This is a genomic window from Citrobacter sp. Awk 4 (assembly GCF_028069725.1).
Lineage (GTDB): Bacteria > Pseudomonadota > Gammaproteobacteria > Enterobacterales > Enterobacteriaceae > Citrobacter_D.
Window position 1 is genome coordinate 1 of sequence record NZ_JANEWG010000029.1, and the last position, 23,352, is coordinate 23,352.

The window sequence follows — 23,352 nt, forward strand, 5'->3', positions numbered from 1 at the left end:
AGAGCAGTTGACTTTTAATCAATTGGTCGCAGGTTCGAATCCTGCACGACCCACCAATGTAAAAAGGCGCCCTAAAGGCGCCTTTTTGCTATGCGCAGAACTTAATGATTCGAACCTGCTGCAGGTTCGGGTCGAACGCAGTGAGACAACGGAGCCGTTTGCGGCGAAGGCCCGAAGGGCGAATTCTCACCTTCGCTATATCTGATACAATGGGTCCTGTGCGCGGCCAGCAGTGAGCTCACTGGCCTGCATACGTACCACATCCCAAAGTGCCTGGGCGGCGGTCGAAAGAGACCTGTTTTTCCGCCGGGCCAGCATGAGCTGTCTTTCCACGACAGGCGTGAGTCGTTTCACCTGTAATTGATTCCCCTGAGGCAGTGGCAATGCCAGCGCAGGCAATACACTGATACCAATGCCCGCCTCCACCATCGGAAACAACGTCGCCGGGTGACCAATTTCCTGCACGATATTGGCATCAATCGAAAAGTGCGACAGTGCCGCGTCAATCAACGGTCGGCTGCCTGAAGCATAATCCTGCAATACCAGCCGCTCGTGCTCAAGATCCTGCCAGCTCACCCACTCTCGCCTGGCGAAAGGATGATTCTGATGGCAGAGCAGCAAAAACGGTTCAGACAACACGGTTTCACACTGTAAATCCGTCACGGCACCGGGATCGATCACAATGCCAAAATCGACATCCCCCTGCCGAATACTCTCCAGTACCCACTGCTGTGGACGGTCGTGCAGAACAAAATCAATCGCAGGGTAAAGGTGATTACTTTGTGCAATACACTGCGGAATAAGATGCGCTGAGATAGTCTGGCTGGCCGCCACACGCACCGTACCGGTCAACTGTGTGCCCACCCGCCCCGCTTCACGCAGGGTGCTGTGCAGTTCATCCAACACGCGATCCAGCCGTGTTGCCAGTTGCTGTCCAGCTTCCGTCAAAACAACTTCACGCGTTGTGCGATCCAACAGTTTGACGCCCGTCTGTCGTTCCAGCTCTTTAACACTGTGACTGACTGCCGATTGGCTCAGACCGATAATATCCCCCGCTCGGCTAAAACTTTTCGCCTGAGCGACGGTGACAAAGATCCGAAGTTGACGCAGAGAATAATTCATTAATTCAGTTCATATATAGATGCAATAAATCAATTTTATTTCTCAAACGGAAAAACGCAAAATATCGGCATCAGATTCCTGGAGTTTTTATGAAAATTTTTCGTATCCTTGATCCGTTCACCCTGACCCTGATTACCGTTGTATTGCTGGCTTCATTTTTTCCAGCCGAAGGCAGCTTTGTTCCTTTCTTTGAAGGCTTAACCACCGCCGCCATTGCGCTGCTGTTTTTTATGCACGGCGCCAAACTCTCGCGCGAAGCTATCATCGCAGGCGGTAGCCACTGGCGACTGCATTTATGGGTGATGTGCAGTACCTTCGTTCTGTTTCCGGTCATCGGTGTTTTATTTGCCTGGTGGGCGCCGGTTAACGTCGACCCTATGCTCTATACCGGTTTTCTTTATCTTTGCATTCTTCCTGCCACCGTCCAGTCCGCCATCGCTTTCACCTCCCTGGCGGGGGGCAACGTCGCCGCCGCGGTTTGTTCCGCATCCGCATCAAGCCTGCTGGGCATTTTCCTATCTCCACTTCTGGTCGGCCTGGTGATGAATATCCACGGCGCAGAAGGGAGTCTGGAGCAGGTCGGTAAAATCATGCTGCAACTGCTGCTACCGTTTGTGCTTGGGCATCTGTCACGCCCGTGGATTGGCAATTGGGTGGCGCGCAATAAAAAGTTGATTGGTAAAACCGACCAAACCTCCATCCTGCTGGTGGTTTATTCTGCCTTCAGTGAAGCGGTGGTGAACGGTATCTGGCACAAAGTGGGCTGGGGATCGCTGCTGTTTATCGTGGTGGTCAGCATCGTGCTGCTGGCGATAGTTATTGCGATCAACATGTTTGTGGCCCGCAAAGGGGGGTTCAGCAAGGCTGATGAGATTACGATCGTCTTCTGCGGGTCGAAAAAGAGTCTCGCCAACGGTATCCCGATGGCAAACATTCTGTTCCCCACCTCGGTGATTGGGATGATGGTATTGCCGCTGATGATCTTCCATCAGATTCAACTGATGGTGTGTGCGGTGCTGGCGCGTCGCTATAAGCGCCAGACCGAGGCGTTACAGGCGCAGCAGGAGAACCGCGCCGCGAAAGCTTAGAGTGGGCGTTTCAGGGGCTGAACCAGTTGCGTCAGCCCCTCTGTTTTAATCAACAGCGTGATCGCCATCAGCTCGCCTAATTTCCCCGCCGGAAACTGATCCTTGCGGGCAAACCACAGCAAATACTCTTCCGGCACGTCAATCAATCGACGCCCCTGGTACTTGCCGAACGGCATCACCGTATTGGCTATCTCAACCAGGTGCTCTTTTTCCATCTTAGACACCCAGCAAGCGGAGCATTTCAGCTTCGTCAATAACGGCAATTCCCAGTTCCTGGGCTTTTGCCAATTTCGAACCCGCCGCTTCGCCCGCAATCACTAAATCGGTTTTCTTTGAAACGCTGCCTGCGACCTTCGCCCCCAGCGCAACCAGACGCGCTTTGGCATCGTCGCGGGACATTTGGCTTAAGCTGCCAGTCAGTACCACCGTTTTACCGGCGAAGGGACTGTCGATCTCTTCCGCATTGATGACGACCGGTGCAGGCCAGTGAATGCCTCTCGCCAACAGTTGTTCGATCACCTCACGGTTGCTCTCTTCGGCGAAGAAATTGAACACGTGTGTGGCCACCACGATGCCCACATCCGGGACTTTTTGCAGTTCGTCGAGAGAGGCGGCTTCCAGCGCCTCCAGCGTACCGAAATACGCCGCCAGTCCGGCAGCAGTCGCTTCGCCGACTTCACGAATACCCAGCGCATACAGGAAACGCGCAAAGGTCGTCTCTTTGGCTTTCTCCAGCGCGTTCACCACATTCTGCGCCGACTTTGGCCCCATGCGATCAAGCCCGGTCAACTTACCGGCCGTCAGGGTGAACAGATCGGCAGGCGTATGGACATACTCTTTCTCGACCAACTGGTCGATTATCTTATCGCCCATACCGTCAACATCCATGGCGCGACGTGAGACGAAATGCTTAAGAGATTCTTTACGTTGCGCCCCGCAAATCAGGCCACCGGTACAGCGGGCAACCGCTTCGCCTTCCACACGCTCGACGTCCGACTGGCAGACCGGGCAATGGGTGGGGAAAACTATTTCCTGTGTCTCTTCCGGGCGCTCTGAAAGCACCACGTTAACCACCTGAGGGATCACATCCCCGGCACGGCGGATAACAACCTTGTCGCCAATGCGTAAACCGAGGCGTTCAATTTCATCGGCATTATGCAATGTGGCATTGCTCACCAGCACGCCCGCCACCTGCACCGGCTCAAGACGGGCAACAGGCGTAATTGCTCCCGTCCGCCCCACCTGGAATTCGACGTCGCGCACAACGGTCATTTGCTCCTGCGCGGGGAATTTAAAGGCCACCGCCCAGCGTGGCGCGCGAGCCACAAAGCCCAGTTGTTCCTGGAGTGCCAGTGAATTGACCTTAATGACGACGCCATCAATATCAAAGCCGAGCGTTGGGCGATCCTCTTCCACTTTGTGGTAAAACGCCAGTACCGCCTCAGGAGAGTCGCAAAGCGTCACCCGATCGCTGACCGGAAGCCCCCACGCTTTAAACTGTAGCAAACGCCCGAGGTGCGTATCGGGAAGTTCGCCTCCTTCCAGTACGCCAACACCGTAGCAGAAGAAAGTGAGCGGTCGCTTCGCGGTAATACGCGGGTCAAGCTGGCGCAATGACCCCGCCGCTGCGTTACGCGGGTTGGCGAACACTTTATTTCCCGTACGGCGGGCATCCTCATTAATTTTTTCAAAACCGGCTTGTGGCAGGAAGACTTCTCCGCGCACTTCAAGGCGAGCCGGAATATTGTCGCCGCGCAGTCTGAGTGGAATCGCGCGGATGGTACGCACGTTAGAGGTTATATCTTCACCGGTTGTCCCATCGCCACGCGTCGCCGCGCTCACCAGAACACCGTTTTCGTACAGAATGCTCACCGCCAGACCATCGAGTTTCAGTTCGCAGCACCAGGTCAGTTTGTCGGTGCTTTTCAACCGGTCCTGAACGCGTTTGTTAAAGGCCAAAAAGCTCTCTTCATCAAACACATTATCCAGCGACAGCATCGGTACTTCATGGCGAATCTGGCTGAATGCCGCCAGCGGAGCCGCACCGACGCGCTGGGTTGGTGAGTCTGACGTCACCATTTCCGGGTGCTTTGCTTCCAGTTCGCGCAGTGTCTGCATCAGTCGGTCATATTCCGCATCGGGAATTTCTGGCGCGTCCATCACATGGTAAAGATACTCATGATGGCGAAGCGCGGTTCGTAGTTCTGTCAGTTGTTGTTCGATTGAGTCCATATCGCACCATCAATGATAAAAAACCCCCGACAGGCGGGGGTTTAGAAAGGAAATGTCACGCCTCAGTACAATCAGGCGTTAGCGTCTTTCACTTCGCGGATGCGGTCCTGATACTCACGCAATTTCTGCGGAGTCATCATTCTGCGTTGGTCGTCAAGCACCACGCCGCCCACTTCATCGGCAATGTGTTGTGCAGACTGCAGCATCAGCTTAAAGTTTTGCAGTTCATCGCCGTAAGACGGCACCTGCATGAAGATAGTCACACCAGGAGTGGTAAAATCACCCGTCATTTCAGGATCAAACGTTCCTGGATTTACCATATTTGCCAGGCTGAATAACGCAGGACCGCTGCCATCCGGGCTTAAATGACGATGGAAAATATTCATATCGCCAAACTTAAAGCCGGCTTGCTGAATGCTGTTCAGCAGGATATCACCATTCAACTCGGTGCCATGATGCGCCGCAACGTTCATGATAATGACCGCTTCTTTGCGCTGCGGTTTTTCAGGCGCGGGCGGCGTTTCTACAACTGGTTCCGGCTGAGGTGTTGGCTCGGCAACCGGCTCTGCGGGCTGGAATGTTTGCGGCGCCGGTTGAGGCGCATGCTGCACAGGCTGTTGAACCGGTTGCACCTGAGGCGCGGCTGGTTGCTGTACCGGCTGATGCTGCACAGGTTGCTGAACCGGTTGCGGCTGTTGTACTGGCTGCGGCTGAGCATGCTGCGGCGGTACTGGCGCACCAGGCGGTTGCTGAGCCGTTTGACGCGGCTGCGCAGACGCATAAGGCGGCTGGTACTGGTGTTGCGGCGGCTGGCGAGGTGCGTCATGCTCCTGTGCATTGCCCGGGGCATGATTCACGCGGTGAACACGAACTTCACCCACGCCTTCGTCGTCTTGATCGACATCGTCGTCAAACGATTCGTCGTCACGTTTTGATTTCATGCGTTTCAGTGGACGATCGCGGAACATAGAAGATCGTTCTTTACGGCTGGTCCAGAAACCATGTACCAGTAAAGCGATTATGGCGATCGCGCCAACAATGATTAATATCAGACGCAAATCCTGCATCATTATATTCTCTGTTGTTCTAACACCTTGCCACCACGGCAAACATTTACTCACTAAGAGTATTTGCCGATTACCTCAAGTGCAAGTGGACTCTTGTCTTTCACAGCATAAAGATGAACGAAATTGTACTTTTTGCTGTTTTTTCGAACATTTCTTAACTGTCCACCAGACCACAACACGGTAATATAGACAAAGTTTAGCCGGGGCTTAAACAAAAGGAGCATGTCCTGATTATGGTTTCATCATCCGCAGCTGCGCCACGCAGTGGTTTCTATTATTTTTCTCAGGGATGGAAGTTGGTCACCCAACCGGGTATCCGTCGCTTTGTTATTTTACCTTTGATGGTCAACATTCTGTTGATGGGCAGCGCGTTCTGGTGGCTGTTTACCGAGTTGGACAGCTGGATCCCTTCGCTGATGAGCCATGTGCCAGACTGGCTACAGTGGTTAAGTTACCTGCTGTGGCCGATTGTCGTCCTCTCCGTGTTGCTGGTATTCGGCTATTTTTTCTCGACGCTCGCCAACTGGATAGCAGCGCCGTTTAATGGTTTGCTGGCGGAACAGCTTGAAGCACGTTTAACCGGAGCGACGCCACCCGACACTGGCATACTCGGCATCATGAAAGATGTACCGCGCATTATGAAACGTGAATGGCAAAAACTGGCGTGGTATCTCCCGCGTGCGATTGCTTTGCTGATTCTCTATTTTATCCCCGGCATCGGACAAACCGTCGCGCCGGTACTGTGGTTCTTATTCAGTGCGTGGATGTTGGCGATTCAATACTGCGACTATCCCTTCGACAACCACAAGGTGCCTTTCAAAGAGATGAGAAACGCCCTGCGTACGAAAAAAGTCACCAATATGCAGTTCGGCGCGCTGACCAGTCTGTTCACTATGCTACCGGTGCTCAACCTATTCATTATGCCGGTTGCCGTCTGCGGCGCGACGGCAATGTGGGTAGATTGCTATCGTGATAAACACGCGCTCTGGAAGTGATTGATCTTTTTTCTCTTTGTAAAAAAATTGTGTAAAAAGGGAGTGGCTTATGCCGCTCCTTATTCCATCCGGATCCCCATTATTTCCCTTCTGAATATAGATATGCTAAATCCTTACTTCCGCATATTCTCTGAGCGGGTATGCTAGCCCTTGTACCCCAATTTCATACAGTTAAGGACAGGCCATGAGTAAGATTTTTGAAGATAACTCGCTGACTATCGGTCATACGCCGCTGGTTCGACTGAACCGTATCGGTAACGGACGCATTCTGGCGAAGGTGGAATCACGTAACCCGAGCTTCAGCGTCAAATGCCGTATTGGTGCCAATATGATTTGGGATGCCGAAAAACGTGGCGTGCTGAAACCAGGTGTTGAACTGGTTGAGCCGACCAGCGGCAACACGGGTATCGCCCTGGCATATGTGGCGGCGGCGCGTGGCTACAAACTGACATTAACCATGCCGGAAACCATGAGCATTGAGCGTCGTAAACTACTCAAAGCGCTGGGCGCAAATCTGGTGCTGACCGAAGGCGCCAAAGGCATGAAAGGCGCAATCCAGAAGGCTGAAGAAATCGTCGCCAGCGATCCGGTTAAATACCTGTTGCTCCAACAGTTCAGCAACCCGGCAAACCCTGAAATTCATGAAAAAACCACCGGCCCGGAAATTTGGGAAGATACCGACGGTCAGGTTGATGTGTTTATCTCCGGCGTCGGTACTGGCGGCACGCTTACCGGTGTATCCCGCTACATTAAGGGAACGAAAGGAAAAACGGATCTGATCACCGTTGCCGTTGAGCCGACGGACTCTCCGGTTATCGCGCAGGCGTTGGCGGGCGTTGAGCTGAAACCCGGCCCGCACAAAATTCAGGGTATTGGCGCGGGTTTCATCCCTGGCAATCTGGATCTGAAACTGATTGATAAAGTTATCGGCATCACCAACGATGAGGCCATCTCTACCGCACGTCGTCTGATGGAAGAAGAAGGCATTCTGGCGGGTATTTCCTCGGGCGCCGCCGTTGCTGCAGCGCTTAAGCTCCAGCAAGATGAAACCTTTACCGGTAAGAATATTGTGGTTATATTACCCTCATCAGGTGAGCGTTATCTGAGCACTGCATTGTTTGCCGATCTCTTCACTGAGAAGGAACTGCAACAGTAATGCCAGCATGTTAATAACGCGTAAAAAAGCGCCTTTTTGGGCGCTTTTTTGTGGCCTGCTTCAAAGTTTCACTCCTCCTGGCATTGATTCACCCTGCCGGGTCTGGTATTTAACCAGACTAATTATTTTGATGCGCGAAATTAATCGTTACACGAAAACCGCTAGCTGAATCGATTTTATGATTTGGTTCAAATCTTCCTTTAGCGGCATAATGTTTAATGACGAGCGAAACGTCAGCGGCCAGTAGTTGCCAGCAACGGAATTGCGTAGAACACCGACTGTGTCGTGCCCCGTTTACGCCGGCGCTAACAATACAGGCTAAAGTTGAGCCGCCAGGCTAGACTTTAGTTCCACAACACTAAACCTATAAGTTGGGGAAATATAATGTTCCAGCAAGAAGTTACCATTACCGCTCCGAACGGTCTGCACACCCGCCCTGCTGCTCAGTTTGTTAAAGAAGCGAAAGGCTTCACTTCCGATATCACTGTGACCTCCAATGGCAAAAGCGCTAGCGCAAAAAGCCTGTTCAAACTGCAGACTCTGGGTCTGACTCAAGGCACCGTCGTTACCATCTCTGCAGAAGGTGAAGACGAGCAGAAAGCGGTTGAACATCTGGTTAAACTGATGGCGGAACTCGAGTAATTTTCCGGGTTCTTTTAAAAATCAGTCACAAGTAAGGTAGGGTTATGATTTCAGGCATTTTAGCATCCCCGGGTATCGCTTTCGGCAAAGCACTGTTGCTGAAAGAAGACGAAATCGTCATTGACCGGAAAAAAATTTCTGCCGACAAGGTTGATCAGGAAGTTGAACGTTTTCTGAGCGGTCGTGCCAAGGCATCTGCGCAACTGGAAGCGATCAAAACAAAAGCTGGTGAAACATTCGGTGAAGAGAAAGAAGCCATCTTTGAAGGGCATATTATGCTGCTCGAAGATGAGGAGCTGGAGCAGGAAATCATAGCCCTGATTAAAGATAAACACATGACAGCTGATGCAGCTGCGCATGAAATTATCGAAGGTCAGGCCACTGCCCTGGAAGAGCTGGATGATGAATACCTGAAAGAACGTGCGGCTGACGTACGTGACATCGGTAAACGTCTGCTACGTAATATCCTTGGTCTGGCAATTATCGATCTGAGCGCGATTCAGGACGAAGTTATCCTGGTTGCGGCTGACCTGACGCCGTCAGAAACCGCACAGCTGAACCTGAACAAGGTGCTGGGTTTCATTACTGACGCCGGTGGCCGTACTTCGCACACCTCTATTATGGCGCGTTCTCTGGAACTGCCTGCCATCGTAGGTACGGGTAGCGTTACCGCTCAGGTAAAAAATGACGACTATCTGATTCTGGATGCCGTAAACAACCAGGTTTACGTCAATCCTACTAACGAAGAGATCGAACAGCTGCGTGCAGTTCAGGAGCAAGTTGCGACTGAGAAAGCGGAACTGGCGAAACTGAAAGATCTGCCGGCCATCACGCTTGACGGTCATCAGGTTGAGGTTTGCGCTAACATCGGTACTGTACGTGATGTTGAAGGTGCCGAGCGTAACGGCGCTGAAGGTGTAGGTCTGTACCGCACCGAATTCCTGTTCATGGACCGTGACGCACTGCCCACCGAAGAAGAACAGTTTGCGGCGTATAAAGCCGTTGCTGAAGCGTGTGGATCTCAGGCTGTTATCGTTCGTACCATGGACATCGGTGGCGACAAAGAGCTGCCGTACATGAACTTCCCGAAAGAAGAGAACCCGTTCCTCGGCTGGCGTGCTGTGCGTATCGCAATGGATCGTAAAGAGATCCTGCGTGATCAGGTTCGCGCCATCCTGCGTGCGTCTGCTTTCGGTAAATTGCGCATCATGTTCCCGATGATCATCTCTGTTGAAGAAGTACGCGCACTGCGCAAAGAGATTGAAATCTACAAACAGGAACTGCGTGACGAAGGTAAAGCATTTGACGAGAGCATTGAGATTGGCGTGATGGTGGAAACACCGGCTGCCGCGACGATTGCGCGTCATTTAGCCAAAGAAGTGGACTTCTTTAGTATCGGTACCAATGATTTAACGCAGTATACCCTGGCAGTTGACCGTGGTAATGATATGATTTCACACCTTTACCAGCCAATGTCGCCATCTGTCCTGACGCTTATTAAGCAGGTTATCGATGCTTCTCACGCCGAAGGCAAATGGACTGGCATGTGTGGTGAGCTTGCAGGCGACGAACGTGCTACACTTCTGTTGCTGGGGATGGGTCTGGACGAATTCTCTATGAGCGCCATTTCTATCCCGCGCATTAAGAAGATTATCCGTAACACGAACTTCGAAGATGCGAAGGTGTTAGCAGAGCAGGCTCTTGCTCAACCGACAACGGACGAGTTAATGACGCTGGTTAACAAGTTCATTGAAGAAAAAACAATCTGCTAATCCACGAGATGCGGCCCAATTTACTGCTTAGGAGAAGATCATGGGTTTGTTTGATAAATTGAAATCTCTGGTTTCTGATGATAAGAAAGACACCGGAACTATTGAGATTGTTGCTCCGCTCTCTGGCGAGATCGTCAACATCGAAGACGTGCCGGATGTTGTTTTTGCTGAAAAAATCGTTGGTGATGGCATCGCTATCAAACCAACCGGCAACAAAATGGTAGCGCCGGTTGACGGTACTATCGGCAAAATTTTTGAAACCAACCATGCGTTCTCTATCGAATCTGATAGCGGCATTGAGCTGTTCGTTCACTTCGGTATTGATACCGTTGAACTGAAAGGCGAAGGTTTCAAGCGTATCGCTGAAGAAGGCCAACGCGTTAAAGTTGGCGACCCGGTTATTGAATTCGATTTGCCGCTGCTGGAAGAAAAAGCCAAGTCTACCCTGACTCCGGTGGTTATCTCCAACATGGACGAAATCAAAGAACTGATCAAACTGTCCGGTAGCGTAACTGTGGGTGAAACCCCGGTTATCCGCATCAAGAAGTAATTCTTGCCGCAGTGAAGAATGGCGCCAGATGGCGCCATTTTTTTATCTAATTACCGACAAAACCTTGTCGGATGGCGCTACGCTTATCCGACTTACGCGGTTTGTCACCACGGACCTGGACCTGTATGCCGCCATCCAGCATCGGTGCCGCGGTCACAATGGCGAGGTCACCGGGCGATAACACTTTTCACGCATCAGGATTTTCATCCCTTCCGGCCCGCTTTCCAGCATACGCCTTTCCGAATCTGAAACCTGCAATTCGCACTGATATCCCCCGGCAATGCCGAACATCGCCCGCGCCACACAAATGTCTTCCAGCGCCTCAAGGCCGCTGGTTTCGAAATGGCCGACGACACGTCCCTGCTGGCGGACCACCAACCGATAACTCTTCATCGCGCCTCCCCTGCCGGTGGCAGTATCAGTTCATCGCAGCCACATTGCTGGGTCCAGGTCATGACGTCCAGCACCCGCTGTGCAGCACTTTTCGTCGCCGCCACCAGCGTTTTCCCTTTCACGAGACCACTCACCAGTTCCGCACAGAACAGATCGCCGGTCCCTTTCAAATCGGTTTTCACCCGTGAGTGTTCAATAACATCCACCGAATCGACGGTCACCACCGCGACATTTATCGTCTCGTCGGTTTCACCCGGCGCGCTGGTGATCACCACCCATTGCAAGGTGTCGGAAAGTAACGATTTGGCAGCGATCACCGCATCATCCAGTGTGCCGCACGGTTTACCGCTGAGCATCTCCAGTTCGAAGACGTTGGGTGTCAGTCCCTGCGCCAACGGCAGCAGATGGCGACAATACGCGGCGGGGATTTCCGCTTTCACATACATCCCACTGTCCGTGTCGCCCATCACCGGATCCACCAAAATACACACATCAGGGTACGATTCCCGGACCGTCTTCAGCCACTGCGCCAACAGGGCGATTTGCTCCGCACTGCCCATATAACCGGTGGTCACAGCTTTCAGTTCGCGCAGTGCGTCACGTTCATTTAAAGCCTGAAGATAACCGCGAAACCAGTCGACAGGGATAATGCCGCCATAAAACGTCTGATAATGCGGGGTATTGCTAAACAGTACTGTAGGGACCGGGGTCACCCGTAATCCCTGTGCTTTAATGGCGGGCACCGCAATGCTGTTGCCAACGCTACCATAAACGACCTGTGACTGAACGGCGACAATATCGGTCTGTATCGCCCGATGCGTATCGTCGAAGAGCACTGACTGTATTTCACTCTCCTGCCCCATTGCCTTCTCCTCTCACTGGACAGCGGGCTCACGCCTCACTATTATCGTCATATGCTAAAATTCATTTTGTCATAGGTCAATAATGATCGACGGAAAAACCGCCAACGAAATCTTTGACAATATTCGCCAACATATTGCCAGCGGCAAATTGACGCCAGGCGAAACGCTGCCGCCGGTCCGTGAACTGGCGACCGCTCTGGAAATTAACCGCAATACTGTCGCGGCGGCTTACAAGCGGCTGGTCACTTCCGGGCTTGCCGTTAGCCTTGGACGCAACGGAACGGTGATCAAAGGCATTCCATCGCCTGTGGCGCTCGAAGGGAGCAACCCTGGAACACCGCTGACCGATCTCTCCGGCGGTAACCCTGATCCCCGACGTCTGCCCGATCTCAGCCGCTATTTCACAGCAATAAACGCATCACCGCGTCTGTATGGCGATGCGGCAGTCTCTCCTGAACTCAAGAAATGGGCAGCGCACTGGATGCAGAATGCGAGCCCTCACGCGGGCAAAATTGATATGACCAGCGGCGCCATTGATGCAATTGAGCGCTTGCTCTGTGCGCATTTGCTGCCTGGTGACAGCGTGGTGGTGGAAGATCCCTGCTTTTTAAGCAGTATCAGTATGCTCCGTTATGCCGGATTTAGCGCAGCTCCGGTACTTGTCGATGGCGAAGGCATGCTGCCGGAAGGGCTGGAGCAGGCTCTGCAAAAAGGAGCCAGAGCCGTTATTCTGACCCCACGGGCGCACAACCCAACAGGATGCAGCCTGAGCGCATCGCGCGCTGCGGCGCTACAAGCCATCCTGGCACGTTATCCGCAAGTGCTGGTGATTGTCGACGATCACTTCGCCCTGCTTTCTTCCTCCCCCTGGTATCCGGTCATTGCCCGCGAAACGCAACATTGGGCCGTGGTGCGATCCATGTCGAAAGCGCTCGGTCCGGACCTGCGCCTCGCCATCGTTTGCAGCGACGCGGCCACCTCGGCAAAACTTCGTTTACGGTTGAACTCCGGTAGCCAGTGGGTCAGCCATCTGTTACAAGATCTCGTCTACGCCTGTCTGAGCGACGAGGACTTCCAGCAATCGCTTCATCATACCCGTCAGTTTTATGCCTCTGTGCAGCAAAAACTGGCGGCGGCATTACGCCTTCAGGGCATTGATTTCGTCACTCCCGGCGACGGCCTGAATCTGTGGCTACCGCTTCATGACGCAAGCCAGACGGTTGCGTTTAAACTGGCAAAATCAGGCTGGCTGGTGCGTGAAGGCGAAGTGTTTGCCGTTAATACGCCAGCCCACGGCCTGCGCATTACGCTGTCGACACTCAGCGACAGCGACATCAACACGCTGGCGTCTGATATTCATCAGGCGCTGCAACGCTAACAGGAGAATACAAGTGCGAGTTCATTTTGTTGTTCATGAGTCGTTCGAGTCAGTCGGAGCCTATCTGCAATGGGCTGTAGATCGCGGTTACGCAATCTCCTGGTCTCGCGTCTATAGCGGAGAGCCTGTCCCCGCAAATGCCGATGATTTCGATATGCTGGTGGTTTTTGGCGGGCCGCAATCACCGCGCACCACGCTTGCCGAGTGCCCACATTTTGACTCCCTGGCCGAGCAGCATCTGATCAACCAGGCCATTGTCGCGCAACGGATTGTGGTGGGGATCTGTTTAGGCTCACAGCTAATTGGCGAGGCACTGGGGGCGAAAGTGTGTCAAAGCCCGGAAAAAGAGATTGGTCATTATCCCATTTCGCTGACCGAGGCAGGTCAACAGCATCCGTTGCTTGCCCACTTTGGCTCCCCGTTGATGGTGGGTCACTGGCACAACGACATGCCGGGGCTAACCGATCAGGCAACGGTACTTGCCACAAGCGCAGGCTGCCCACGACAAATCGTGCAGTACGGTAATTTTGTTTATGGTTTCCAGTGCCATATGGAGTTGACCGCCGAAGCGGTTGAAGGATTGATTCAACATTCCGAACAGGAACTGGCGGAAGCCAGAGGGAAGCGCTTTATTCGCTCAAACGCGGAAATGCGTGAATGGGATTACCGGGAAATGAATGAAAAACTGTGGCAATTCCTTGACCTGCTGATCGAGAAGCACCGCCAATAGCAGACATGCCCGGCCCTTGCCGGGCGATGTTTTTAGATTCCCGCCCCCTGGCTGAAATGCTCTTCGCCAAAGACCCCGGTCGAAAGATAGCGATCGCCGCGATCGCAAATGATCGCCACAACCACAGCCCCTGGATTCGCTTTCGCCACGCGCAGCGCCCCGGCCACCGCGCCGCCGGAGCTGACGCCGCAGAAAATGCCCTCACGCACCGCCAGTTCGCGCATTGTTTTTTCGGCATCCTCCTGATGAATATCTAAGACGTCATCCACCAACGAGGCGTTGAAAATGCCCGGCATATATTCTGCCGGCCAACGGCGAATACCCGGAATACTGCTGCCTTCTTCAGGCTGCAATCCCACTATCGTCACCGGTTTTTCCTGCTCACGCAGAAAGCGCGACACGCCGGTAATGGTGCCGGTCGTCCCCATGCTAGAGACAAAATGGGTGATCCGCCCGGACGTTTGCTGCCAGATTTCGGGACCTGTGGTGGTGTAGTGCGCGTATGGATTATCCGGATTGTTAAACTGATCCAGCAACTTACCTTCACCGCGATTTTCCATCGCAGCCGCCAAATCCCGCGCCCCTTCCATTCCCTGCTCTTTGGTGACCAGGATCAGCTCAGCACCGTAAGCGAGCATGGCGGCGCGGCGCTCCTGGCTCATGTTGTCCGGCATTAGCAGTTTCATGCGATAGCCTTTCAGTGCGGCGATCATCGCCAGCGCAATTCCGGTATTGCCACTGGTTGCTTCAATCAGTACATCGCCCGGTTGGATCTCGCCACGCTTTTCTGCTTCGACAATCATCGATAACGCGGCACGATCTTTTACCGAACCCGCCGGATTATTACCTTCCAGTTTGAGCCAAATTTCGCTGCCGTTATCCGGCCCCAGACGCTGTAATTTGACCAGCGGCGTGTTGCCGATGGTGTGTTCTAATGTATTCACGTTTTCTGCTCATAAAAAAGCCGGGTAGCGCTGCGCTTACCCGGTCTGCAAGTGACGACGATATTCCAGACCCGGTAAGCACGCCACCACCGGGCGATAAACATACGAATTAACCTATCAGGCCGATTCAGCCAGAGCAAGCTCCGCCTCGCGCGTTTCAATACGTTGTTCACCGTTATACAAACGCGCATTTTGCAACCCAACAAACAGGCGCTCACCGCGGGCTGGTGCATCTTCACCTTGCATCACCACCGTCAGCGGCTCGTTGTACCACCCCAGAGGCTGCACAACTAATTGGGTGTAGTGGCCTTTCGGACTGGCTTCCAGTACCTGTACCGGCAACGGCGAGTCAAGGCTGGTACGACGACTGATGTCCACTTCCCACGGGCGCAGGAAGAGATCGACAGGCCCCTGATACGCCGGGGTATAGCCCAGCGGCCAACGGTGCGCTCCAACGTGGAACTGCCCGCCGCGGATGGTCCCCTGCAGGCGGTTCACCTCGCCCATAAACTCCAGCACAAAACGGGTTGCTGGCTCACGCCACACCTGATCAGGCGCATCGGCCTGCTCAATATTGCCCTGACTCATCACCACCACGCGGTCCGCCACTTCGGTGGCTTCTTCCTGATCGTGCGTCACAAAGACGCTGGTGAATTTCAGCTCTTCATGCAGCTGACGCAGCCAGCGACGCAACTCTTTGCGGACCTGCGCGTCAAGCGCGCCAAACGGTTCATCAAGCAACAGAATTTGCGGTTCCACGGCTAACGCGCGCGCCAGCGCCACACGCTGTTTCTGCCCGCCGGAAAGCTGCGCCGGGAAGCGATCTGCCAGATGCGCCAGTTGCACCATCTCCAGCAACTTTGTCACTTTCGCTTTAATTGCCGCCGCATTCGGGCGCTCACGACGCGGCAGCACCGTCAGGCCAAAGGCGATATTGTCAAATACAGTCATATGGCGGAACAGCGCGTAATGCTGGAACACGAAACCGACCTTTCGTTCGCGCGCATGCAGGCGGCTGACGTCAGTCCCGTGGAAGCGAATATGGCCACTGGACTGATGTTCCAGCCCGGCGATAATCCGTAACAGCGTGGTTTTTCCGGAACCGGAAGGCCCCAGCAGCGCCACCATTTGACCTGAAGGAATATCCAGTGAGATATCATTCAGCACCTGGGTGCGACCAAAAGACTTCTTAATATTGGCAATCTCAATGCTCATGATTTTCCTCCTGTTGCGCGCGTTTTTCCTGATTTTCCAGGCGCCATTGCAACATGCTCTTCAAAAACAGGGTAATAATCGCCATCAGCGTCAGTAACGCGGCGGCGGTAAAGGAGCCGACGGTATTGTAGTCCTGCTCCAGTAATTCAATCTGTAGCGGCAGCGACAGGGTTTCACCGCGAATCGAACCGGAGACCACCGACACTGCGCCAAATTCGCCAATCGCACGGGCGTTGGTCAGCACCACGCCGTACAGCAACGCCCAGCGAATATTCGGCAGCGTCACGCGGCGGAACATTTGCCAGCCGGAGGCGCCGAGCAAAATCGCCGCTTCGTCTTCCTGGCTCCCCTGACTTAACATCACCGGCACCAGTTCACGTACCACAAATGGGCAGGTGACGAAAATAGTGACCAGCACCATGCCCGGCCAGGAGAACATAATTTGCAGGTTATGCTCATCCAGCCAGCCACCCAGCGGACCGTTAGAGCCATAAAACAACAGATACACCAGACCGGCGACCACCGGCGAGACGGCAAACGGGATATCCAGCAGCGTCAGCAGCAACTGGCGGCCCGGGAAGTTAAAGCGCGTTACCAGCCACGCCAGCAACACGCCGAACACCAGGTTGACCGGCACGGCAATCAATGCAATCAGTACGGTCAGCCAGATGGCGTGGAGCATGTCCGGGTCGGCCAGATTCTGTAATACCGGCATCAATCCTTTGCTGAATGCCTGCACGAAGATGGAGATCATCGGCACCAGCAAAATAAACGTGGACACCAGCATGCCCGCGCCAATCAGCAACCATTTCCCCCAGTTAATGCGGGGCGCGTCATAGCGCTTTAATTGAGTAACGTCCGCCATCAGTGACCTACCACACGTCGACCAAAGCGACTTTGCAAAGTGTTAATTGAGAACAGCAGTAACAACGACGCAGCCAGGATAATCGATGCGATCGCGCTCGCCGCCGGATAATCAAACTCCTGCAGGCGAACAAAAATCATCAGCGAGGTCACTTCGGTTTTCCACGCGATATTGCCCGCGATAAAAATCACTGCGCCAAACTCTCCCAGACTGCGGGTAAAGGAGAGCGCCACACCTGCCACCAGCGCCGGAGAGAGCTCCGGCAACACCACCTTGCGAAAACTCTGCCAGCGGGTCGCACCGAGCGTCTCTGCCGCTTCTTCGTATTCCGGACCTAACTCTTCCAGAACCGGTTGCACCGTGCGCACCACAAATGGAATGCTGGTAAACGCCATCGCGACCGCAATACCGAGCCAGGTATAGGTCACTTTGATATCAAACTTCGCCAGCCACTCGCCGTAAAAACCGTTGACCGAAAACAGCGACGCCAGCGTCAAACCCGCGACCGCCGTTGGCAGGGCAAACGGCAGATCCATCAACGCATCCAGCAACGTGCGCCCCGGAAAGCGATAGCGGGTTAAGATCCACGCCATCAGCAGGCCGAATACACCGTTAAAAATCGATGCCACAAACGCCGACAACAGCGTGACTTTATAGGCCGCAACCACCTGCGGATTGGTGATCACTTCCCAGTACTGCGCCCAGCTCATCTCAGAAAGCTGCATCACCAGCGCACTGAGCGGCAGCAGCAAAATCAGGCAGACGAACAGCAAGCTGGTGCCCAGACTTAAAGTAAAGCCGGGCAGCACGCGTCTGGAGGAGACCGCCAACATTTAGTTACGCCCCGCCGCCAGCAGTTTGTCCAGTTCGCCACCGCTGGCAAAATGGGTTTTCATCACCGCAGGCCAGGCGCCAAACTTCTCTTCCACGCGGAACAGTTCGGTTTGCGGGAATTTGTCTTTCAGCTTGTCCATCACTTCCGGGTTGTTCACGCGGTAGTAGAAATCAGTAATGATGGTCTGCGCTTCAGGGCTGTAGAGCCAGTTCAAATACGCCTTCGCCGCCTTCTCCGTGCCGTTGGCCTGCACGTTTTTATCGACCCACGCCACCGGGAACTCGGCGAGGATATTCACCTTCGGCACCACCACTTCAAAACCCTGCGCTTCATACTGTTTGCGAATGTTGTTCACTTCCGACTCAAAGGTGATCAGCACATCGCCCAGTCCACGTTCAACGAAGGTAGTGGTGGCACCGCGACCGCCGGTGTCAAACACCTCAACATTCTTCAGGAATTGGGTCATGAATTGCTCGGTTTTGGCTTTATCGCCGCCGTCGGCTTTATCTGCCGCACCCCAGGCCGCCAGATAGGTATAACGCGCATTACCAGAGGTTTTCGGGTTCGGGAAAATCAGTTTCACATCCGTTCGCACCAGATCGCTCCAGTCGTGAATGTTTTTCGGGTTGCCCTTGCGCACCAGGAACGCCATCGTGGAATAGAATGGCGAACTGTTATTTGGCAGACGGCTCTGCCAGTCCGCTGGGATCAGCTTGCCTTTATCGTGCAGGATCTGCACATCCGTCACCTGGTTATAAGTGACGACATCGGCTTTCAGACCCTGCAAAATCGCCAGCGCCTGTTTTGATGACCCGGCATGAGATTGTTTAATCGTCAGCTTGTCGCCGCCGTTGTCTTTCGCCCATTGCTGTTCAAACGGCGGGTTCAGGGCAGCAAACAGCTCGCGGGAAACATCGTATGAACTGTTCAGCAGTTCCGTTGCCTGCGCCTGGCCAGCCAGTAACAGAATTGCTGCCAGCGTCAGGGTTCTTTTTTTCAGTAAGTTGATGGCCATTGCGCACCCTTATAAATTTAATGACTTTCTATTTGCCATCATATTTATAACTAGCGTCAAAGGAGTAACGGTTTTATATACCGTTTGATGATTTGAAAGTTGAAAAGAGAATAAGAGAACACCTCCCCACCGAGGGTGAGGAGGTCATGCGTGTCAATCAGACACCAACACTGACGCTTTCCGGCAGCGTGCTGCCACCGTCAATCACGTTTTGCGTCCCCGTCAGATAGCTGGATTCATCGGAAGCGAGGAAGGCCGCAAGCTCACCGACTTCAAGCGGGCTTGCCAGGCGGCGCATCGGGATCGCTTTCGCCATCTCGGTCAGCACGGACTCAGGGTCATCCGGATTGGACTGTCGGGCAATGCTTTCCGCCATTGGGGTGCGCACGTAGCCAGGACAGATCGCATTCACCCGAATCCCCGCCTGTGCGAATTCCACGGCCAGTGATTTGGTGAGACCGACCAGCGCAGCTTTGGATAAGGCATAGGCGGTTTCACCTGGGTCGGCAACCATGTCGCCAGTCACGGAAGACATCATCACAATGCGCCCGTCGTTGCGCTCGATCATTTCGGGCAGCACCGCTTTTGTGACGTTCCAGACACCTTTAATATTGATATCAATATGTAAATCCCGGTCCTCCTCACTCATGTCGAGAAAGTTACCTAACCGGCAAACGCCCGCATTATTGACGAGAATATCAATTTTACCTTCCGTCTCCTTCGCGCGGGCAATGGCTGCTGCAACAGAGGCGGCATCCCTGACGTCAGCATGAACCGCCGTACAACGATGACCGCGTCCCCCCAGCTCGTCCGCCAGTTTTTCAATCTCATCGGAGATGTCCAACAAAATTAAGTTCGCGCCATGGCGAGCAAACACTCTGGCGATCCCTTCGCCAATACCTTGTGACGCGCCCGTAATCAGTGCTGTTTTACCCGTGAGTTTACCCATTTCAATGTTCTCCATTTGAATACAGAGCCTTACACTCCATTAACACTGAAAATACAGCAATAACAAATAAGTGCTGCGGAACAGCTCACTAATTGAGGTAAATCTTAAGTAAAAAATCAGCCCCTTATTTACCCAACTGCTTAATAAGCTGGCTACTGCGTTCGATCATGCGCAGGGACTCAACATCGTTGAGCTGTACCATGCCGATAAAGAGAAGGTCGGTCACTGAATTCTGCGCGGTTCGCGTAGACATGGAAGAGCTTCGCCATTCGGTTTCTCCGGATACCGTGTCCAGCGTGTAGTGCGCCAGGCGGCGTAACGGTGAATCACTCAATGATGTGATAGCGACCACGGTGGCTCCTTGTTTACGCGCAGCTTCAGCGCACAACACGATTTCCTTTTTCGAACCGCTGTAGGAGATCGCTATCTGCACATCCCCTTTTTGCAGGGCCTGCGCAACCGTGGCCTGAACATGGGTATCCACCTCACAGGCAACGCGATAGCCAATTTTCATGAGCTTGTACGATAAATCCCGTCCCACCAGCGACGAACCGCCGACTCCGGTTATCTGGATGAGGCTGGCTTTGCTGATTGCCCCGATGACCGCTTGCAGACGAGCGAAATCCATCAGGCTGCAGGTTTGTTCAAGAGCAAACATTTTTTCCCGGTTAAGCTTGCGGGCGATGACTTCCAGGCTGTCTTCACTGGTAATGGTGCTGTGCAGATGCAGCGCCGTATCATGTTTTTTTTCCCGGCTAATACTGTGCTCTTCAATCAACGCCATTCGGAGTTCAGTAAAGCCTTTGGCCCCAAGCTTCTGGGCAAATTTCACGATGCTGGACTGACTCACATCCAGCTGTTTTGCCATGCTACGGGAAGAAACCGCCTTCAGCTCACTGAGATTCGCTAAAAGAAACCCGGCAATTTTCTGCTCATTCTCTGTGAATTCGCCCTCAGCATTGCGCATTTTCGTCAGATAAAACATCTCGCTCCAGCCCCCGTCATCATGGAATCAAAAATTCCAAACCCTCAGCGCAGCATACCATAAAGGCCTGTCAGAGTTTGATTGCCCTCACACTCCGCAACGAGACTCAATGATTCTCATTGTGTTTAATTTTATGAAATATATGATTCCAGTTATATCATAAAGTCACGACGAACCTGTAAGGCAACCTGCATTATGAAACTTGAAAAGATGATTACCGAAGGGGCGAACCGCGCCTCTGCAGAAATTGACCGTGTATCGACATTAGAGATGTGCCAAATCATCAATAATGAGGATAAAACCGTTCCCCTTGCGATAGAGCGTGTGCTGCCTGATATCGCAGCGGCCATCGATATGATTACAGCTCAGGTCAGCGCTGGCGGACGTCTGATTTATACTGGCGCAGGGACGTCAGGCCGCCTCGGTGTTCTTGATGCCAGTGAATGTCCCCCGACTTACGGCGTGGCCCCTGGGGTCGTCGTGGGCGTGATTGCCGGGGGCGATCGCGCGCTACAACACGCCATTGAAGGCGCAGAAGATGACCGGGAACTCGGCATCAACGACCTGAAAAAACTCGGATTGAACAACACCGATGTGGTGGTGGGCATCGCGGCCAGTGGTCGTACTCCGTATGTCATCGCCGGACTGGAATATGCCCGTAAAATCGGTTGTCGGACGATCGGCATCTCCTGTAATCCGGGCAGCGATGTGTCAAACACCGCAGAGCTGGCCATCACCCCCGTCGTCGGCGCAGAAGTGGTCACCGGTTCTTCTCGTATGAAAGCGGGCACCGCGCAAAAACTCGTTCTCAACATGCTCTCGACCGGTCTGATGATTAAATCAGGAAAAGTATTCGGAAATCTGATGGTGGACGTTGTCGCCACCAACGAAAAACTGAATGCCCGGCAGGTCAATATCGTCAAAAATGCAACAGGCTGTACTGAACAACAAGCCGAAGACGCGCTGTTGGCGTGTGCGCGTCACTGCAAAACGGCCATTATCATGTTGCTGAAAAACCTCGATGCAACAGAAGCCAGGTTGCGGCTTGAGCAGCATGGCGGTTTCATTCGCCGGGTACTGGAAGAGGAATAACGGGAATGGCAAAAGAAATCAGTCACGAACTCCTGAATACCATCATCGATCGGGTCGGCGGCGCGGCTAACATTGCCAAATGCGGTAACTGCATGACCCGTTTGCGGCTGTCTGTGCATGACAGCAGTCTGGTTGATCCCGCCATTAAAACGCTGGAGGGGGTGAAAGGCGTTTTGATCTCTGATAACCAGGTGCAGGTCATTTTTGGCCCAGGTAAAGCGCAACGCGCGGCAGATGCCATGAACGTGTTGTTGGGCGAAACGGTTACCCCACAGGCTGCGGAAATCGCTGCGCAGAACAAACGCCAGATTAAAGCGAAGCAGACATCCGGGATTCAGCAGTTTCTGTCAAAATTTGCCACTATTTTCACACCGCTGATCCCCGGCTTTATTGCCGCGGGTCTGCTACTTGGGATTGCGACGCTGATCGGTACCGTGATGCACGTCCCGGCCGATGCGACCGGGACGCTTCCCGATGCGCTGAACTTTATGAAGGTCTTCAGCAAAGGGCTGTTTACCTTTTTGGTTATTCTTATTGGTTACAACGCGGCGCAAGCGTTTGGCGGCACAGGGGTTAACGGTGCCATCATTGCCTCGCTATTCTTGCTGGGGTACAACCCGGGCGCCACCACGGGTTATTACTCCGGTCTGCAGGATTTCTTTGGACTGCCGATAGACCCACGCGGCAACATTATTGGCGTCCTGATCGCCGCCTGGGCCAGCGCACGCATTGAAGGTCTGATTCGCCGTTTTATGCCTGATGATCTGGATATGCTTCTGACCTCCATGCTAACCCTGGTAATCACGGCGATTCTGGCTTATCTGGTGATTATGCCGCTGGGCGGATGGCTGTTCGAAGGGATGTCGTGGCTCTTTATCCATCTCAACAGCAATCCGCTGGGGTGTGCTGTCCTCGCCGGGCTTTTCCTGATTTCTGTCGTATTTGGCGTCCATCAGGGCTTTATTCCCGTCTATCTGGCGTTAATGAGCAGTCAGGGTTTTAACAGCTTGTTCCCGATACTTTCCATGGCGGGCGCGGGCCAGGTCGGGGCCGCACTGGCGCTCTACTGGCGGGCAGAAAAACACAGTGCGTTACGCAGCCAGGTTCGCGGCGCGATCATTCCAGGCTTACTTGGCGTCGGCGAACCGCTGATTTATGGCGTCACATTGCCGCGAATGAAGCCGTTTATCACCGCCTGCTTTGGTGGCGCGGCCGGTGGTCTGTTTATCGGTCTGGTGGCCTGGTCCGGTCTGCCGATGGGGTTAAACAGCGCCTTTGGCCCTTCCGGCCTGGTGGCCCTGCCATTAATGACCTCAGCGCAAGGTATCCTCCCTGCAATGGCGGTGTATGCCGGTGGAATACTGATTTCCTGGGCGAGCGGTTTTATTTTTACGGTGCTCTTTGGCTGTCGTAACGTGAATCTGGATTAAAAAATGCAGCTTGCCCTCCGTTTCCCCCGCACCA

23 protein-coding genes are annotated in these 23,352 nt (G+C 53.5%); 10 read left to right on the forward strand and 13 right to left on the reverse strand.

Going from position 1 to position 23,352, the window contains the following annotated elements; genetic code table 11:
* Nucleotides 1-195: 195 nt before the first annotated feature.
* A complete protein-coding gene (locus NNO04_RS13475) occupies nucleotides 196-1,122 on the reverse strand; it encodes a LysR family transcriptional regulator (protein ID WP_271445096.1) in 927 nt (308 codons plus the stop codon).
* Nucleotides 1,123-1,211: 89 nt separating this feature from the next.
* Between NNO04_RS13475 and NNO04_RS13480 the strand changes: the two genes are divergently transcribed.
* Nucleotides 1,212-2,210, forward strand: coding sequence for a bile acid:sodium symporter family protein (locus tag NNO04_RS13480; RefSeq protein WP_271445097.1), 999 nt, complete (start codon nucleotides 1,212-1,214; stop codon nucleotides 2,208-2,210).
* On the opposite strand, the gene NNO04_RS13485 is transcribed toward NNO04_RS13480, so the two are convergent.
* The 3 genes from NNO04_RS13485 to zipA form a co-directional block, all read right to left on the reverse strand.
* Nucleotides 2,207-2,425 (reverse strand): DUF3820 family protein, encoded by a 219-nt coding sequence (locus NNO04_RS13485; RefSeq protein WP_271445098.1) that lies wholly within the window; start codon nucleotides 2,423-2,425, stop codon nucleotides 2,207-2,209. The two genes, NNO04_RS13480 and NNO04_RS13485, sit on opposite strands and share 4 nt — an antisense overlap.
* Before the next feature lies 1 nt (nucleotide 2,426).
* Nucleotides 2,427-4,442 (reverse strand): NAD-dependent DNA ligase LigA, encoded by a 2,016-nt coding sequence (gene ligA / locus NNO04_RS13490; protein WP_271445099.1) that lies wholly within the window; start codon nucleotides 4,440-4,442, stop codon nucleotides 2,427-2,429.
* A 71-nt stretch (nucleotides 4,443-4,513) separates the two neighbouring features.
* A complete protein-coding gene (gene zipA / locus NNO04_RS13495) occupies nucleotides 4,514-5,512 on the reverse strand; it encodes a cell division protein ZipA (protein ID WP_271445100.1) in 999 nt (332 codons plus the stop codon).
* 230 nt (nucleotides 5,513-5,742) lie between these two features.
* Here zipA and cysZ point away from each other — a divergent pair, with 230 nt between their 5' ends.
* The 5 genes from cysZ to crr all read left to right on the forward strand — a co-directional run bounded on the left by cysZ (nucleotide 5,743) and on the right by crr (nucleotide 10,624).
* On the forward strand, nucleotides 5,743-6,504 hold the full coding sequence (gene cysZ / locus NNO04_RS13500; protein ID WP_271445101.1) for a sulfate transporter CysZ: 762 nt from the start codon (nucleotides 5,743-5,745) through the stop codon (nucleotides 6,502-6,504).
* 184 nt (nucleotides 6,505-6,688) lie between these two features.
* On the forward strand, nucleotides 6,689-7,660 hold the full coding sequence (gene cysK / locus NNO04_RS13505; RefSeq protein ID WP_162382063.1) for a cysteine synthase A: 972 nt from the start codon (nucleotides 6,689-6,691) through the stop codon (nucleotides 7,658-7,660).
* A 384-nt stretch (nucleotides 7,661-8,044) separates the two neighbouring features.
* Entirely contained in the window at nucleotides 8,045-8,302 is a 258-nt protein-coding gene (gene ptsH, locus NNO04_RS13510) for a phosphocarrier protein Hpr (RefSeq protein ID WP_004936458.1), read from the forward strand.
* A gap of 44 nt (nucleotides 8,303-8,346) precedes the next feature.
* Nucleotides 8,347-10,074: a phosphoenolpyruvate-protein phosphotransferase PtsI gene (ptsI, locus tag NNO04_RS13515; protein WP_162382062.1), complete on the forward strand. Its 1,728-nt coding sequence runs from the start codon at nucleotides 8,347-8,349 to the stop codon at nucleotides 10,072-10,074.
* A 40-nt stretch (nucleotides 10,075-10,114) separates the two neighbouring features.
* Nucleotides 10,115-10,624, forward strand: a complete 510-nt coding sequence (gene crr, locus NNO04_RS13520; RefSeq protein ID WP_000522253.1) for a PTS glucose transporter subunit IIA — start codon at nucleotides 10,115-10,117, stop codon at nucleotides 10,622-10,624.
* A 153-nt stretch (nucleotides 10,625-10,777) separates the two neighbouring features.
* Here the strand turns inward: crr and NNO04_RS13525 are convergent, their stop codons facing one another.
* Complete coding sequence (locus NNO04_RS13525; protein ID WP_271445102.1) at nucleotides 10,778-11,017, reverse strand: cytoplasmic protein; 240 nt, start codon at nucleotides 11,015-11,017, stop codon at nucleotides 10,778-10,780.
* The gene (gene pdxK / locus NNO04_RS13530) at nucleotides 11,014-11,880 is read right to left on the reverse strand and encodes a pyridoxine/pyridoxal/pyridoxamine kinase (protein WP_271445103.1); all 867 of its coding nucleotides are present in this window, start codon (nucleotides 11,878-11,880) and stop codon (nucleotides 11,014-11,016) included. Before pdxK ends, NNO04_RS13525 begins: the two co-directional genes overlap by 4 nt.
* A gap of 82 nt (nucleotides 11,881-11,962) precedes the next feature.
* Here pdxK and ptsJ point away from each other — a divergent pair, with 82 nt between their 5' ends.
* Nucleotides 11,963-13,258, forward strand: coding sequence for a MocR-like B6 salvage transcription factor PtsJ (ptsJ, locus tag NNO04_RS13535; protein WP_271445104.1), 1,296 nt, complete (start codon nucleotides 11,963-11,965; stop codon nucleotides 13,256-13,258).
* A 13-nt stretch (nucleotides 13,259-13,271) separates the two neighbouring features.
* A complete protein-coding gene (locus NNO04_RS13540; RefSeq protein WP_271445105.1) occupies nucleotides 13,272-13,988 on the forward strand; it encodes a type 1 glutamine amidotransferase in 717 nt (238 codons plus the stop codon).
* A 32-nt stretch (nucleotides 13,989-14,020) separates the two neighbouring features.
* On the opposite strand, the gene cysM is transcribed toward NNO04_RS13540, so the two are convergent.
* The 7 genes from cysM to murR form a co-directional block, all read right to left on the reverse strand.
* Nucleotides 14,021-14,932: a cysteine synthase CysM gene (gene cysM, locus NNO04_RS13545; protein ID WP_271445106.1), complete on the reverse strand. Its 912-nt coding sequence runs from the start codon at nucleotides 14,930-14,932 to the stop codon at nucleotides 14,021-14,023.
* 117 nt (nucleotides 14,933-15,049) lie between these two features.
* Nucleotides 15,050-16,147, reverse strand: coding sequence for a sulfate/thiosulfate ABC transporter ATP-binding protein CysA (gene cysA, locus NNO04_RS13550; RefSeq protein WP_271445107.1), 1,098 nt, complete (start codon nucleotides 16,145-16,147; stop codon nucleotides 15,050-15,052).
* Nucleotides 16,137-17,012, reverse strand: coding sequence for a sulfate/thiosulfate ABC transporter permease CysW (gene cysW, locus NNO04_RS13555; RefSeq protein ID WP_271445108.1), 876 nt, complete (start codon nucleotides 17,010-17,012; stop codon nucleotides 16,137-16,139). Before cysW ends, cysA begins: the two co-directional genes overlap by 11 nt.
* Nucleotides 17,012-17,845, reverse strand: a complete 834-nt coding sequence (cysT, locus tag NNO04_RS13560) for a sulfate/thiosulfate ABC transporter permease CysT (RefSeq protein ID WP_271445109.1) — start codon at nucleotides 17,843-17,845, stop codon at nucleotides 17,012-17,014. Before cysT ends, cysW begins: the two co-directional genes overlap by 1 nt.
* A complete protein-coding gene (locus NNO04_RS13565; RefSeq protein ID WP_271445110.1) occupies nucleotides 17,846-18,862 on the reverse strand; it encodes a sulfate ABC transporter substrate-binding protein in 1,017 nt (338 codons plus the stop codon).
* Between the two features lie 157 nt (nucleotides 18,863-19,019).
* Nucleotides 19,020-19,811: an SDR family oxidoreductase UcpA gene (gene ucpA / locus NNO04_RS13570; protein WP_162379018.1), complete on the reverse strand. Its 792-nt coding sequence runs from the start codon at nucleotides 19,809-19,811 to the stop codon at nucleotides 19,020-19,022.
* Between the two features lie 124 nt (nucleotides 19,812-19,935).
* A complete protein-coding gene (gene murR, locus NNO04_RS13575) occupies nucleotides 19,936-20,796 on the reverse strand; it encodes an HTH-type transcriptional regulator MurR (protein WP_271445111.1) in 861 nt (286 codons plus the stop codon).
* A 195-nt stretch (nucleotides 20,797-20,991) separates the two neighbouring features.
* Here murR and murQ point away from each other — a divergent pair, with 195 nt between their 5' ends.
* On the forward strand, nucleotides 20,992-21,888 hold the full coding sequence (gene murQ / locus NNO04_RS13580; RefSeq protein ID WP_271445112.1) for an N-acetylmuramic acid 6-phosphate etherase: 897 nt from the start codon (nucleotides 20,992-20,994) through the stop codon (nucleotides 21,886-21,888).
* 5 nt (nucleotides 21,889-21,893) lie between these two features.
* Nucleotides 21,894-23,318, forward strand: coding sequence for a PTS N-acetylmuramic acid transporter subunit IIBC (gene murP, locus NNO04_RS13585; protein ID WP_271445113.1), 1,425 nt, complete (start codon nucleotides 21,894-21,896; stop codon nucleotides 23,316-23,318).
* Nucleotides 23,319-23,352: the final 34 nt, after the last annotated feature.